The sequence below is a fragment of the Variovorax sp. PBS-H4 genome (assembly GCF_901827205.1).
Lineage (GTDB): Bacteria > Pseudomonadota > Gammaproteobacteria > Burkholderiales > Burkholderiaceae_C > Variovorax.
On the sequence record NZ_LR594675.1, the window covers coordinates 1,680,971 to 1,695,145 of the forward strand.

Annotated in this window: 14 protein-coding genes; 12 read left to right on the forward strand and 2 right to left on the reverse strand. The window is 64.8% G+C overall.

From position 1 onward, the window contains the following. The first annotated feature begins 51 nt into the window (after nucleotides 1-51). Genes E5CHR_RS08005 through E5CHR_RS08060 form a run of 12 tightly spaced genes read left to right on the forward strand, consistent with a single transcriptional unit; the run spans nucleotide 52 to nucleotide 11,796 of the window. Nucleotides 52-1,251 (forward strand): ABC transporter substrate-binding protein, encoded by a 1,200-nt coding sequence (locus tag E5CHR_RS08005; protein ID WP_162579187.1) that lies wholly within the window; start codon nucleotides 52-54, stop codon nucleotides 1,249-1,251. A gap of 19 nt (nucleotides 1,252-1,270) precedes the next feature. Further along, nucleotides 1,271-2,146: a branched-chain amino acid ABC transporter permease gene (locus E5CHR_RS08010; RefSeq protein ID WP_162583625.1), complete on the forward strand. Its 876-nt coding sequence runs from the start codon at nucleotides 1,271-1,273 to the stop codon at nucleotides 2,144-2,146. Between the two features lie 43 nt (nucleotides 2,147-2,189). Beyond that, nucleotides 2,190-3,089: a branched-chain amino acid ABC transporter permease gene (locus tag E5CHR_RS08015; protein WP_232061993.1), complete on the forward strand. Its 900-nt coding sequence runs from the start codon at nucleotides 2,190-2,192 to the stop codon at nucleotides 3,087-3,089. Then, nucleotides 3,089-3,859: an ABC transporter ATP-binding protein gene (locus tag E5CHR_RS08020; RefSeq protein WP_162579189.1), complete on the forward strand. Its 771-nt coding sequence runs from the start codon at nucleotides 3,089-3,091 to the stop codon at nucleotides 3,857-3,859. Before E5CHR_RS08015 ends, E5CHR_RS08020 begins: the two co-directional genes overlap by 1 nt. Next, complete coding sequence (locus E5CHR_RS08025; RefSeq protein WP_162579190.1) at nucleotides 3,849-4,571, forward strand: ABC transporter ATP-binding protein; 723 nt, start codon at nucleotides 3,849-3,851, stop codon at nucleotides 4,569-4,571. Before E5CHR_RS08020 ends, E5CHR_RS08025 begins: the two co-directional genes overlap by 11 nt. Before the next feature lie 27 nt (nucleotides 4,572-4,598). After that, complete coding sequence (locus tag E5CHR_RS08030; RefSeq protein WP_162579191.1) at nucleotides 4,599-6,545, forward strand: AMP-binding protein; 1,947 nt, start codon at nucleotides 4,599-4,601, stop codon at nucleotides 6,543-6,545. A gap of 29 nt (nucleotides 6,546-6,574) precedes the next feature. Then, nucleotides 6,575-7,354 (forward strand): SDR family oxidoreductase, encoded by a 780-nt coding sequence (locus E5CHR_RS08035; RefSeq protein WP_162579192.1) that lies wholly within the window; start codon nucleotides 6,575-6,577, stop codon nucleotides 7,352-7,354. A 5-nt stretch (nucleotides 7,355-7,359) separates the two neighbouring features. After that, entirely contained in the window at nucleotides 7,360-8,184 is an 825-nt protein-coding gene (locus E5CHR_RS08040; RefSeq protein ID WP_162579193.1) for an IclR family transcriptional regulator, read from the forward strand. Beyond that, nucleotides 8,181-8,993, forward strand: coding sequence for an IclR family transcriptional regulator (locus E5CHR_RS08045; protein ID WP_162579194.1), 813 nt, complete (start codon nucleotides 8,181-8,183; stop codon nucleotides 8,991-8,993). The genes E5CHR_RS08040 and E5CHR_RS08045 overlap by 4 nt, the downstream gene beginning before the upstream one ends. Beyond that, nucleotides 8,990-10,210, forward strand: coding sequence for a CaiB/BaiF CoA transferase family protein (locus E5CHR_RS08050; protein WP_162579195.1), 1,221 nt, complete (start codon nucleotides 8,990-8,992; stop codon nucleotides 10,208-10,210). Before E5CHR_RS08045 ends, E5CHR_RS08050 begins: the two co-directional genes overlap by 4 nt. Nucleotides 10,211-10,228: 18 nt before the next feature. After that, complete coding sequence (locus E5CHR_RS08055; RefSeq protein ID WP_162579196.1) at nucleotides 10,229-10,609, forward strand: cupin; 381 nt, start codon at nucleotides 10,229-10,231, stop codon at nucleotides 10,607-10,609. Nucleotides 10,610-10,614: 5 nt separating this feature from the next. Next, complete coding sequence (locus E5CHR_RS08060) at nucleotides 10,615-11,796, forward strand: NADH:flavin oxidoreductase/NADH oxidase (RefSeq protein ID WP_162579197.1); 1,182 nt, start codon at nucleotides 10,615-10,617, stop codon at nucleotides 11,794-11,796. Between the two features lie 110 nt (nucleotides 11,797-11,906). Here the strand turns inward: E5CHR_RS08060 and E5CHR_RS08065 are convergent, their stop codons facing one another. Both E5CHR_RS08065 and E5CHR_RS08070 read right to left on the reverse strand, forming a co-directional pair. Beyond that, nucleotides 11,907-13,310, reverse strand: a complete 1,404-nt coding sequence (locus E5CHR_RS08065; protein WP_162579198.1) for an amidohydrolase family protein — start codon at nucleotides 13,308-13,310, stop codon at nucleotides 11,907-11,909. Between the two features lie 36 nt (nucleotides 13,311-13,346). Beyond that, on the reverse strand, nucleotides 13,347-14,165 hold the full coding sequence (locus E5CHR_RS08070) for an enoyl-CoA hydratase/isomerase family protein (RefSeq protein WP_162579199.1): 819 nt from the start codon (nucleotides 14,163-14,165) through the stop codon (nucleotides 13,347-13,349). Nucleotides 14,166-14,175 lie beyond the last annotated feature (10 nt).

Consider the following 14,175-nt stretch of genomic DNA (forward strand, 5'->3'; position numbering starts at 1 on the left):
CGGCATCTCGTGCATATCAAATCGATCCACAACAACCTTTATGAGACATACATGAGCCTCACATCATCTCGCTCGTTTTCGTTGTGTGCAGCGGCTGCTCTCGCGCTCGCCGTCCACGCGCCGGTGGCCGCGCAAACGATCAAGCTCGGCCTTTCAGTCCCGCTGTCTGGCGCCGGAGCCAACTGGGGAAAGGGCGGCGAGTGGCTGTGCCAACAGGCTGCCGCGGAGATCGCCAAAGAAGGCGGCGTAAAGGTCTCCGGTAAGGTCTATAACTTCGAGTGCGTCGCCTACGACAACAAGTACAACGCTGCCGACGGTACCCGTGTAGCACAGACACTACTGAGCAGGGATAAGGTGCGTTTCATCGGCGGCAGCCTGGGCACAGCGCCGGTGCGGGCGCTGCAGTCGCGCACCGAACGTGAGAGCGTGCTGCTGTTCACCGTGGCCTGGGGTGCCAGTATCAAGGGACCGCAATACCCGCTGACGTTCACTCAGATGAACACGCCGAACGAAATCTCGTTGCCGCTGGTGCGCCAGATCACGCGGTCCCAACCGCAAATCAAGACCGTGGCTCTGCTCAATCCCAACGATGCTACCGGTCAGGAGACTGAGCAGATCGCCCGGAAGGCCTGGGCTGCAGCAGGCGTCAAGGTCGTCTCCAGCGACTGGTACGAACGCGGCAGTTCGGAGTTCCAGCCCATCGCCACCAAGCTCAGTGCGCAGAAGCCTGATGCCGTCGACCTTTGCGCCAGTCCGCCGTCCGATGCCGGCCTGGTGTTCAAGGAGCTTTCTGCCCTCGGCTGGAACGGCGTGAAGGTCGTCGAGGTCGGCACCGGCGCCGAGGGCCTTCTGGCCACCGGCGGCACTGCAGTGGAGGGCGCTTACCTCGGCGCCGCGGTCACGTTCGATGGTCCTCAGGTGACGCTGCGGCAAAGAGCGCTCAACGAGGGTGCACGTGCGTTGCTGGGCGAGTCCCTTAATGCGGTGCAGATCGGCTTCTACGATTCCGTCAAGGCACTCAGAGCTGCCATGGAGAAGGCCCAAAGCGTCGAACCCGAAGCAGTCGCGAAGATGCTGCCATCGGTGACCTTCGACTCTTTCTACGGAAAGTCTGCATTCGGCGGTAAGGAAACCTACGGCACGCCGCAGCAAATGTTGGTGCCGGTGATCGTGACCCAGGTCCGGAGCGGCAAGCTTGTGGAGGTCGCACGCTTGGTCCCGCAAGAGTTGCGCGTCCGCGGCGTCCAGTAAGGCAGGAAGCTCAACCATGCTGCAGAACCTAGTGCAACTGCTGCTGACGACGCTGCAGATCGGTGCGGTGGTGATCCTGTTCGCGCTCGGGCTGACGCTGATCTTCGGTGTGCTTCGCATTGTCAATTTCGCTCACGGCCAGTTCTTCACACTCTCGGCGCTGGTGGTGGGCGTGTGCGTGCCGCTGTTGGTGCGCAGCGGTCTGCCTGTCGCGCTTGCGTACGTCGTCGCCGTCATGGCGGGGATCGCCGTCGCCACGGCGCTTGGCATGTTGGTATACCAGTGGGGTTTTCGCCGACTCGAGCGCGACATGATCGGCTCGTTCATTCTTTCCACAGGGGTGGTGTTGCTGCTGGAGGGCATCTTCCTGGAAGTCTTCGGAGGCGCCGTGCGGCCGGTCCCCCCGCTGGTGCAAGGCAATGTGGAGTGGCTCGGTTTTACGGTGGCCGCGCAGCGATTGTTGCTCTGCGCCATCGCACTGGCGCTCACCGTGGGGCTCGCACTCCTCCTGACGGCCACCCGCTTCGGCCGCTCGCTTCGTGCGGTCGCGATCGATCATGAGGCCGCCATGCTGCAGGGTATTCCTTACCGGAAGATTGCCTTGCGCGGCTTTTTGCTGGCCACGTTGATCGGCGCCCTGGCCGGTGCGCTGACCGCGCCGATCTCAGCCGTGTCCCCGACCCTGGGCGACGCCTACCTGGTCAAGGGCTTCATGGCCGTGGTCATCGGCGGCCTGGGTAGCGTGGGCGGCGCCATCCTCGGCAGCTTGCTGATCTCTGCGATCGAGACCTTCGGGGGCTTCCTGTTCGATCCGTCCGCCGCCAGTCTCGCCACTTTTGTGCTCGTGATGTTCATCTTGTTGATCAAACCCAAAGGATTGCTCGGTCATGGATAAGACATCGCTTGCCCCGCCTTCGATCACGGCTCTGGCTGCTCTGATGGTGGCCGTCGTGGTCGGGCAAGGCTACGCTGCTACGTTGGTGACTTGGATGGCTATCGCTGCGCTGGCCGCAGCCAGCCTGCGTTTCGTTTTGCTCATCGGAGAGCTCAATTTCGCGGTGGCGGCGTTCTATGGCATCGGGGCCTATGCCGCGTCGCTTGCGACGACCTTGTGGGGATGGCCTTTCGCCCTGTCTTTGCTTCTGGCAGCAGGCGTTGCGGCGGTGTTCAGCGTCGTGTTCGGCTTCATCACCTTGCGCACCAAGGGGCCTTACTTCCTGCTGATCGGCTTCGCGTTCACCGAGGTGATGCGGATCGTGTACACCAGATCGCCCCTGCTGGGCGGCAATTCAGGAATGGTGGGCATATTTCCACCGGAGGCGCTCCAGGGGTGGTTCCACGTGTTTGCCGTGGCGATGGCCGCGTCGGGTGTGCTCGTCCTCTATGCGCTCGAACGATCGCACCTGGGTCGCGTGTTCACCGCCATCCGCGACAACGAAAACGTGGTGCGGTCGGTCGGGATCCATGCGCATGGCATGAAGATCCTTTGCTTCGGCATTGCGTGCGCCGCCGCGGGTCTGGCAGGGGCCCTGCATGCGTTTGCCAACAACGTGATCAGTCCCGGCGATTTCGGATTCCTGCTGTCGGCTTCTGTGCTGGCCTACCTGAAGGTGGGTGGCGAGGATCATGCCGTAGGCCCAGTCGTCGGAGCTGTGCTGATGGTTTTGCTAGGCAGCCTCGCGCAGAGCTTCGGCGGCAGCGAGCACATCTTCCATGGGGCCGGCATCGTCGTCGCAGTGCTCTTCATGCCGCGCGGGTTGGTCGGTTGGGTGAGCATGCGCGTACGCCCGAGCCAGCGCAGGCATGCCCGACAGCACACAGCGGGGGAGTCGCTCTGATGATTGTCCAAACTGCGACTGCGAAGTCCACGGCGCAGCCCTTGTTGCGGGGTCAGGGGCTGACCCGACGGTTTGGGGGCCTCGTGGCGGTGTCAGGCCTCGACATCGAGATCCACGATCGGGAGATCCTAGGGCTGATCGGACCGAATGGCGCCGGCAAGAGCACCACCTTCAATCTCATCAGCGGCTTCTACAAGCCCTCTACGGGCCGCTTGTTCCTGCACGGGGAAGACATGACCGGCGCCTCGCCGGAGCGCATCAGCCGCAAGGCCGGTTTAGTCCGCACGTTCCAGCACGGCAGTCTGATGCCAAGCATGAGCGTTCGGGACAATCTGTTCGTGGGTGCTATCGGCGCGCTGCCCGCCGCGTCGCGCGCCGTGCGCGAGCGGCGGGTGCGCGAGACAGCAGAACTGCTCGGACTGCAATCGAGACTGGACGAACGGGCGGGGCAACTGCCGCACGGATTGCAGCGGCTGGTGAGCATCGCGATCGCATTTGCCGTGCGGCCGCGCCTGCTCTGTCTGGACGAGCCGTTGACCGGCCTGAACCAGACCGAAGTGGGATCAATTCTGGAGGTGTTTTGCCGCATACGCGATGAGTTCGGATGCTCCATCTTGCTGGTGGAACACAACATGAAGGCTGTTATGAGCGTGTGCGACAGATTGGTGGTGCTGCACCATGGCCAACTGCTGGCGACCGGAACGCCGGCGCAGGTCGGCGTCGACGCGAAGGTCGTTGCCGCCTACCTGGGAGGCGCACATGCGCAGTGAAGTCGGGTCCTTGCAGATCCGGGGAATCTCGGCCGGATACGGCTTGCTACAGGTACTGCACGACGTGTCGCTCACAGTGGCTCCCGGCGAGGTCGTGACGCTGATTGGCGCCAATGGTGCGGGTAAGTCCTCGCTGATGAAGGTTGCGAGCGGCCTGCTGGCGGCGAGCGCAGGTGAGGTGCTGCTGCATGGCCAGAAAGCGACGCACGTGGCTGCGGACGAACGGGTTCGGCGCGGGCTAGCCCTGGTGCCTGAAGGGCGTCGCCTGTTCGGCGCCATGACCGTGATGGAGAACATGGAGTTGGGCGCGTACTGCCGGGACGATGCGAAGGCGATCGCTGGCGACATGGAGCGCTGCCTGACTTTGTTTCCCGATCTGCGCAGTCGACTGGACACCGTGGCTGGCACCCTGAGTGGCGGGCAGCAGCAGATGGTAGCGGTCGCCCGGGCAATGATGAGTGCTCCCAAGGTGCTGCTGCTGGACGAGCCCACCATCGGTCTGGCGCCAGCGGTGGTGCAGATGATTGCCCGTGCGATCGGGGACATCCGACGCAGCGGCGTCGATGTGCTGCTGGTTGAGCAGAACGCAGAGGCGGCGCTGGCGATCGCCGACTACGCCTACGTGCTGGAGGGTGGCCGCGTCGCGATGCACGGCGTGGCAAGGGACCTGGCAGACAACGACCAGGTGCGCCGTGCGTACATGGGGCTGTGAGCGCCTGAGCGAAGAAAAGGAAACGCGATGATCGATCCCCAACGTAGAGTTTGGCAGCCGAACGCCCACCAGATCGAGGCGGCCAGCATCGGGCGTCTGATAGCACGCCTAGGCTTCTCGAACTACGAAGACCTGTTCGCGTTTTCGCAGAGCAACCCGGCGGCGTACTGGAATGCAGTAATGGCTCACTGCGCCATCGTCTGGCAAACCCCCCCGCAAGGCTATGTCGACGCCTCGCGGGCCGTGGAGGTCCCCCGCTGGTTCCCAGGCGGTCGCCTGAACTGGGTGGAGACCGTACTGCAATGGAGTGAGAACCCAAAGACCGCCGGTCAACTTGCGGTGGTCGCGGAGCGGGAGGACGGGTCCATCCGCTCGCTGACTTATGCCCAACTCGATGAGCACGTGCGCACGTTTGCCGCAGGTCTGGCTGCTCACGGCCTGGCCCGCGGCGAGCGGATCGGGCTGCTCATGGAGAACGGGATCGAGGCTACGGTGTCCATGCTGGCGATCGCCTGGCTGGGCGCCATCGCAGTCCCGCTTTTCAGTGGCTTCGGCGTGGACGCCATCGTGGCCCGCTTGTCCTCTTCGGAGGCGAGAGCGGTGATTGCGAGCACTGGATTCGGCCGGCGCGGCAAGCGCGTGGAGGTGGAGGCCGCACTGCGGACAGCTTATGCGCGCCTGCCAGCTGTGGACATCGTCGTCTGGAAACATGAGGGAGAGCGCCACGCGGCGGAGCCGGGGCAACTGGACTGGCAGGCGGTGTTTGAGGCTGGTGCAAGCCGCCCTGCCGCGTCTGCCGTCATGGAGCCGAACGACCCCTTCATGGTGATCTACACGTCTGGCACCACCGGCAAGCCCAAGGGAGCGGTGCACACCCATGGGGGCTTTCCGCTCAAGATCGCTCACGACGCCGCCGTGCATTTCGACGTTGAGCCGGGCGATGTCTTCTGCTGGCCCGCTGATATGGGCTGGATAGCCGGAACCTTGGTGCTTGGATGTGCTCTGTTGCGGGGCGCGACCCTCGTCTGCTATGACGGAGCGCCGGATTTTCCCGACTGGTCGCGCATGTCGCGCTTGGTCGAGCGCCACCGGATCACGCATTTTGGCTCCGCGCCGACGCTGATTCGAGGACTGGCGAGCAACGCCGCAAGCGCGCTGCAGGGCGACCGCAGCAGCCTACAGTTGCTCATCACTGCCGGCGAAGGCATCGATCCGGAGCATTTCTGCTGGTTCCAGGAGCATTTCGGCTCAGGCGGCGAACCGTTGATCAATTACACCGGCGGCACCGAGGTCTCCGGCGCGTTGCTCTCAAGCGTAGTCGTGCGACCGATCCGGCCGAGCGGGTTCAACACGATCTCGCCGGGCGTGGATGTCGACGTGGTCGACTCCACCGGCGCATCCATCACCGAGGCGGTGGGTGAACTGGTGGTCCGCCGTCCGTTCGTGGGCATGACCGCGTCGTTCTGGAAGGACGACGCGCGCTTCCTGGAGACCTATTGGCGCACGCTGCCCGGGATGTGGATGCATGGCGACCTGGCCCGGCGCACGGCCGAAGGCGACTTCTTCATGATGGGCCGCTCCGACGACACCATCAAGCTGGCCGGCAAGCGCCTGGGTCCCGCCGAAGTGGAAGAGATTCTGCTCGAGTTGCCGGAAGTCGCGGAGGCGGCTGCGATCGGCGTGGACGATGCGGCCAAGGGTCAAAAGCTGGTGGTGTTCGTAGTGGCCGATCAGGCGCATGCCGCGGCGCCCGATTTGCCGCTGCGCGTTCAGCGGCATGTCGACGAGCGGCTGGGTCGCCCGTTTCGTCCTGGCATGGTTCACGTGGTCACGCAGTTGCCGAAGACACGGAGTTCAAAAATCATGCGCCGTGTTTTGCGCAGCGTCTACTGTGGCTTGCCGCCCGGCGACCTTTCGGCGTTAGACAACCCGGCAGCGCTTGAGGAAATCCGCTTGCTGGTGATGCCCGCCTGAGATGGTGGCGAATCGAAAGGAGACACGCAATGGACATGGGACTTGAGGGCCGCAAGGTATTGATCACTGGAGCATCGCAGGGCATTGGCGAGGGGCTGGCCCGCTCATTCGCTGCCGAGGGCTGCGAGCTCTTCCTGGTCGCGCGCTCGGCCGACAAGCTGGCTGCGGTCGCGGCGGCGACGCAGGAGCGGCACGGCGTTAGCGTGCACACCTTGCCGATCGACATGACGGTGCCGGGCGCCCTCGACGCTGTGATGGGGTTCGCCGAAGGCGCGGACGTGCTGGTGAACAACGCGGGCAACATTCCAGGCGGCAACCTGTGGGATGTCGACGAGGTGGCGTGGCGGCAAGGCTGGGAGCTGAAGGTCTTCGGCTACATCAACCTGACCCGGACCATGTATGCCGCGATGAAACGGCGGGGCGGTGGCGTCATCCTCAACAATATAGGCAACGGCGGAGAGAACTTCGACTTCAACTACATCGCGGGCAGCACCGGCAACGCCGCACTTATGGCGTTTACGCGGGCGCTGGGTGGCCGAAGCCTGGACGACCGCATCCGCGTGGTGGGTGTGAATCCAGGGCCGGTCGACACCGACCGGATCAAGAAGGTCTTGCGCAGCCACGCGCAGCGCACGCTCGGCGACGCCGCGCGGTCCGCAGAGCTTCTGTCCGCTTACCCGCTGGGCCGGCCAGCGACGGTTGATGAGGTGGCCGCCCTCTTTGTCTATCTGGCCTCCGACCGTTCAGCCTATACGAGCGGCGTGATCATCACGGTCGACGGTGGCCTTACCTCCAAGCGATCGGTGTGATCGGCATGTCCAGCGAACGCTCCACCCCCGCCAACCGGTCGGCACGGACGATCGCGCCCGCGGCGGGCCACTCCGGACCCATCGTGCAACCGGTGGCCCGGGGGCTTTCGCTGTTGGCTGCGTTCACACCAAACGACGTATGGCTGGGCAATGGGGAACTGGCTGCCCGCAGCGGTCTACCGCCATCCACGGTGTCCCGCATGGCCCAGACGCTCGTGGCGCTGGGTTATCTGCACCATGCCGCCGAGCAACGCAAGTATCGATTGGCCGCGCCGGTACTGGCACTCGGCTATGGAGCCATCGCCAACTCGGAGGTCCAGCGCCTGGCGCGTACGCAGATGCAGGCCTTCGCCGAAGAGCACAAGGTCCACCTGAATCTCAGTACCCGCGACCGTTTGGACCTCATCGTGCTGGAGAGCTGCAGCAGCCGGCAGGCCGCCATTGCGCTGGACCTGCACGTGGGCGTGCGCATCGGCCTGGCCTCCTCGCCTATGGGCTGGGCGCTGCTGGCCGCGCTGCCGGAACTGGAGCGCTACTACCTTATGGGCAATGTGGAGCGCCGCATGGCACGTGAGTGGCCACGGCTTCGACGTCGCTCCAGCGAGGCTATCGCCCAGGTGTTCCGGCTGGGCTTCTGTACCTCGCTGGGCGAGTGGGACCCTGACCTCGGCATCGTGGCTGTGCCGCTGATGATCGCCGGTCACGCTCCACTGGTGCTAGCTTGTGTCGGCTCCACGGCACAGATGTCGCGCGCCCGGGTGGAGCGTGAGCTGGGGCCACGCCTGCTGGGCGTGGCGGTTGGGTTACAGGAGCAGGGAGCACCACAATGACGAGAACGCGAGTCCGACCTCCGTCGCGCGTGGCTGGTCCTGAGGCCACACTGCTGACCGTGGAGCGCGGCATGCAGGTGCTGAGAGCCTTTCGCTGCGAGCGGTCTGCGGTGTCCAACGCCGAACTTGTGCGGCGCACTGGTTTATCCAAGGCGACGGTTTCGCGGCTGACCAGCACATTCATCCAGCTCGGTTTCCTGCGTCACGTCGCGGGCGGCCGTGAGTTCGAGCTGGGTACAGGCCCCTTGAGCATCGGCCATTCATTCATCGAGGCCAGTCCCCTGGTGCGCATGGCCAACCCGTTTCTGCAGGCGCTGGCGGACAAGCTCAACGTTTCAGTGGCGCTGGCGATCCCGAACGGGCTGGAGATGCTGTACATCTGCTATCGGACCAGTGACCGGATTGCCACCCTGCGGTTGGGTGTCGGTTCCTTGCTGCCACTGGGCACCACCTCGATCGGCCGTGCCTGGCTTTGGGCTCTTGCGCCCGCTGAGCAGAAGCGGCTCATTTCTGAACTCAAGCGTGCGGCGGGCGGCCGAGGGGCTGCTTTGGAGCAAAGCATCCGCGAGAGTTTCGCCGAGCTGGACGCCAACGGCACCTGCGCCGTGCTCGGCGGCTACCAGCGCGACGCCTATGGCGTGGCCACGCCGTTGCGCGTTGGGCGCGACGGTACTCTCATGGGGCTGAGCTGCGGTAACGCCGAGGTGGCACCCAACGTCGCCCAGGCCAGAAAACGCATTGGCCCTGAACTGAAAAAGGCGGCAGTGCAGCTCGAGGCACTGTTCGCCGAAACCGATGGCCTGCCATGAGCACACGCGCCTTACTGGAACACACAAGACTGGACTGCAACGTGCTTGAAGGTATTCGGGTTCTCGATTTTGGAAGGTTTATCGCAGGCCCATTTTGCGCCGCGTTGCTGGCTGACTTTGGCGCCGACGTGATCCGGGTCGACCGTGTGGGCGGCAGCGAGGACCGCTTCATCATGCCGGTGACGCCGGAGGGCGAAGGGGCGTTGTACCTGCAGGTCAACCGCAACAAGCGCTCGATCACACTGGACCTCGAAAGCCCGGAAGGGCGCGAGGTGGTGAACCTCTTGTTGAAGCGCACGGATGTCGTCGTAGCCAACATGCCACCCAGCACGATCAAGAATTTGGGATTGGACTATGAGAACCTGCAGAAGGTGCGGCCCGATATCATCCTGACGGCGTCGTCGGCTTTTGGTGAGCATCCATCGGCTCAGCAGCGCGTCGGCTTCGATGGGGTGGGGCAAGCGATGAGTGGAGCGGTTCACCTTGCGGGGCTGCCGGGCCACCCCATGAAGGCCATGGTACCCGTGGTGGATTTTGCGACTGCCTTGTCATGCGCGCTCGCAACGGTGATGGCACTCTACGAACGAAAGTCCAGCGGCCGCGGCCAGCAGGTCAGCTCGTCTTTGCTGCACACGGCTCTCAACTTTGCCAGCGGCAATCTGATCGAGGAGGCGTTGCTGGGGATCGATCGGCAAGCCACCGGCAACCGTAGTCCGATTGCCGGCCCTTCCGATATCTATCGTGTGCGGGATGGCTGGATCATCGTGCAGGTCATCGGGCCGGCGTTGTTCAAGCGCTGGGTCGGCCTCGTCGGACGGCCCGAACTGTTGCAGGACCCGCGTTTCCGGGACGATCGCGAGCGCGGCGAGCATGGCGAGGTGCTCAGTGGTCTCATGTCGGAGTGGAGCGCACAGCGCACACGCTCCGAAGCTTTGGCACAACTGGAGGCTGCGCGCATCCCTGCTGGTCCTGTGCACTCTCCACGCGAGGCATTGCAGGATGAAGTGATCCGGGCGTCCGGGGCGTTCACTCCAGTTGCCTATCCAGGCCTGGAGCGTCCCGTGCCCTTGGTGGCACCACCAATTTCCATGACGCGCACGCCACCCACGCTGCGCCGTCCGCCGCCGACCATCGGCCAGCACACCGACGAGGTGCTGCAGGAGTTGGGCTATCAGCGCGGCGACATCGATCAGTTGCGCCAGCGCGGCATCGTCTGAACTTCTGTAGAGGGTGCGATGAGAGCACACGTCGAGATGGCGCCCCTGGATCTGGCGAGCGGATGGAGTCCGCTGCCCGGGTTCGATGGCCTTGAGGTCAAGTTGCTGGGCAGTGACCTTGACGAGGCGCGGCGATGCGGTGCTCGCTCGCGCATGGTTCGCTTCGCCGCGGGTGCGCTGACACGCGGCGCGCTGGTTCATGGCTACTGGGAAGAGGTCTACGTCCTCTGCGGCGACATGTTCGCCCTGGACCGTCCCGATGCGCCATCGCTCGCACCGATGTACTCGGTGCGGCCGCCTGGCACGCCGCATGGACCTTTCGGATCCCGCACAGGATGCGTGCTTCTCGAAATCCAGTACTTCGCCGGGACCGGCGAACCTTTCAACCCTCCCGTCTGACCCTCATGAGCACTCTATTTTCTCCCTTGACCTTGCGCGGCATCACCGTGCGCAACCGCATCGGCGTATCCCCGATGTGCCAGTACAGCTGCGTGGAGGGCGTACCCACGGACTGGCATCTGGTGCACCTTGGCTCGCGCGCGGCGGGTGGCGCCGGGCTGGTGATCACGGAGGGCGCGGCGATCTCTCGCCAGGGGCGCATCACCCCCTCGGATCTGGGCATCTGGTCGGACGAGCAACTGGACGGACACCGCCGCATTGCGCGCTTCATCGCCAGCCAGGGCGCGGTCGCAGGTATCCAGCTTGCGCACGCCGGCCGCAAGGCCTCACGCGTCCCGCCCTGGGAGACGGACCCCAGTCAGACCCAGGGCCGGCCGCTCGCCTGCCACGAAGGAGGATGGGTCCCGGACGGACCGAGCCCGATCGCGTTTGCGCCAGGCTATGCCGTGCCCACCGAGGTCAGCCACGACGAGATCTCTCAGGCAGTCCGCGACTTCGTTGAGGCGGCCGAGCGTGCCGATCGCGCCGGCTATGACTGGATCGAAGTGCACGCGGGCCACGGCTATCTGCTGCATTCGTTCAATTCCCCTTTGGCCAACCAGCGCAGCGATGCCTATGGCGGGTCGCTTCAGGGCCGATGCCGACTGACGCGGGAGGTGGCGCGTGCGATCCGTGCGGCGTGGCCCCAGCACAAGGTGCTGGCGTTTCGCCTGTCGTACACGGATTGGGCCGAAGGCGGCTGGACGCTGGAGGAGACCGTGCAGCTGTGCGCCTGGCTGAAAGAGGATGGTGTTGATCTGATCGATGCCAGCTCCGGAGGCAACACGCCGAACCCGGCGGTCAAGGTGGGGCGCGGCTACCAAGTGCCGGGCGCAGAAACCATCCGGCGCCAGTGCGACATGCCCACCGCGTCCGTAGGCTGGATCGACGAGGCGGAGCAGGCAGATGCCATCGTGCGCGAGGGCCGTGCCGACATGGTGATGCTGGGGCGCGAGATGCTGCGCGATCCCTATTGGCCGCTGCGCGCTGCGCTGCGATTGGGCGTCGCTGCGCAGGCCCGGCTGCCCGTCCAGTACAGCGCTGCGTGGGCCCACCTCGGCAGCTTCAGCTTTGATCCGATCACAGCACCGCAGATCAGCCACGCCGGCAATCCTGCGGTCGACGACGCGCGGCATCTGATCCTCTGACACAAGGAGGCCGGTCGGCGAAGAGCGGACCGCATGGCGGGAGGAGACTCCAAAGCAGAAGGGCCGACCACGAGCCGGTCGGCCCTTCCGCACTTGACGCCCGGATCAGATCAACCAGCGTCCGCCAGTTCGGTTTTTGGCAACGCCCGGGGCATCCAGTGCTCATCGCTGGACAAGCCGGCACGCTCGAACAGACGGTCGCGCGCCCCGTTGACACGGCGTTCCAGATCCGCAAGGTCGACCCCGACGAGCTGCCCGTGGCGCTTGACCGCCCGGCCGGCGACGAACACCGAATCCACGTTTCCGGGGTGCGCCGATTCGACGATGTTTCCGTACGAGTAGTTCAGCGGCATCATGTTGATCTGGCTGGCATCGAGCATCACGACGTCGGCGTCTTTGCCGGGTGTGAGTGAGCCGCAGATGTTGCCCAACCCGCAGGCGCGGGCGCCTTCAATGGTTGCGAAGCCGAAGACCTCTTTGCTGGTCAGCGGGATTGGGTCGAAGTCGCGGTTCTCCTGCAGCGCCTTGCGCGCCTCGTTGCCACGCGTTGTACTCAACAGCAGCCGCATCGCAGCGAACATGTCGCCAGGTGCCGATGAGACCACATCCACACACAGGCTCGGCTTGAGGCCCAGCTTCAGCAGGCGCAGCGTAGGTGGATCGCCAAATCCTTCGTTCAGCGCCGTGTCGGGCGCCAAGGAGGCCGAACCGCCGCTGTCCACCAGGATCTGGAGTTCGTCATCGGGCAACGTGCAGCAGTGCACATAGTTGGTACCGCGGTACAGCAGGCCGCGGGCCTGCAACTGCTTCATGGGCTGGACCGCGGACCAGCGACCCACGCCGACATGGACCGAGATCGGCAAGCCGAGTGCGTGTGCCTGGCGGAACTCCTGTTCGGTCATGTCCAGCGGCGTGAACTCCGGCCCACGCGCCGCAAATGCCATGCGCAGTAGCTGGTCCGAGGACGAGAAGTGCTCAAGTTTCACGCGCGCCACGTCGAACATGTTCGACGGCTTGTCGTTGGGCGGAATCCACTCGTCGTTGCCATTTCCGTAAGCCCATACGGCGCGTATGCCGGCATCGCGCAGGCCCGCGATCGCGCCATCGGCATGGTCGGGCGTGTTGTTGTTGTGGCTCCAGTCGAACAGCGTGGTGATGCCGGCATTGAGGCACTCGAGCGCGCCGAGATGGTTGGCCAGCCGCATGTCATCGGGCGTGAACAGCCCGCCCATCACCAGACGCATGCCGGTGTAGTACTGACCCAGCGTCCAGTCGGTGCCGACCGCTCGCAGCAAGGACTGCCAGGTATGCCGGTGGCTGTCGACGAAGCCGGGCATCACCACCATGCCCCGCGCGTCGATTGCTTCGGCGTCGCTCGCGTCGATCGACGGCCCGACGGCTTCGATGCGGCGACCCGCGATGAGCAGGTCGCCGCGGCGCAGATCACCGACGGCCGGATCGCCAGAGACGATGGTGCCGCCACGCAGCAGAGTGCGTTTTTCGTTTTTGTTCATGTTGGATCTCCAGGCAGGTTGGCTGACGCGTTCGGTTCAGCTGGAAACTTCAGGCAGGCGGGCCGAAGGGAACGCCGGGGGCCGCTTCCCTCGCACCGAATCCAGTCCTTCGGCGGCGTCTTCGCCGAGGAAGTCCTGCATCTCCAACGCTAGCGAATGGTCGAAGATCGGACCGGCCATGCGCATCCACTGGTTGAGTGCGACCTTGGTGTGGCGGATGGCCGTCTGGCTACCCTGCGCCAGGCGGGCGGCCACGGCCAGCGCGCGGTCCATCAGCTCTGCACCTGGTACGCACAAGCTCACGAGGCCGATACGCTCGGCCTCTTTCCCATCCAGGAAGTCAGCGGTCATGAGGTAGTACTTGGCTTTGGCGATACCGCACAGCAGGGGCCAGACGATGGCGGCGTGGTCGCCCGCAGCGACGCCCAGCTTCACGTGCCCATCGGTCAGGCGTGCGCCGTCGGCGATGATGCTGATGTCGGCCAGCAGCGCAACGGCCAGGCCAGCGCCCACAGCGGTGCCATTGATGGCCGACACAATGGGTTTTTCGCAGGCGAGCATGTTGTAGACGATGGCGGCCGCCTCCTGTTGAACGACGGCGACCTCGCGCGGGTTGCCGACGATCTGCTCCACCCAGGCCAGGTCGCCGCCGGCGGAAAACGCGCGCTCACCCGCACCCGTCACGACGACGACCTTGGTCTGTGCATCGGCTTGTACCACGCTCCAGAGCTGGGTCAGCTCCCAATGCATCAGGCCATTGGTCGCGTTCATGACCTCCGGCCGGTTGAGGGTTGCGAGCAACACGCCGTCGGGGTGGCGATCGAAGCGGATGAACTGAAAATCTTCATAGTGCATGGGCGGGGTC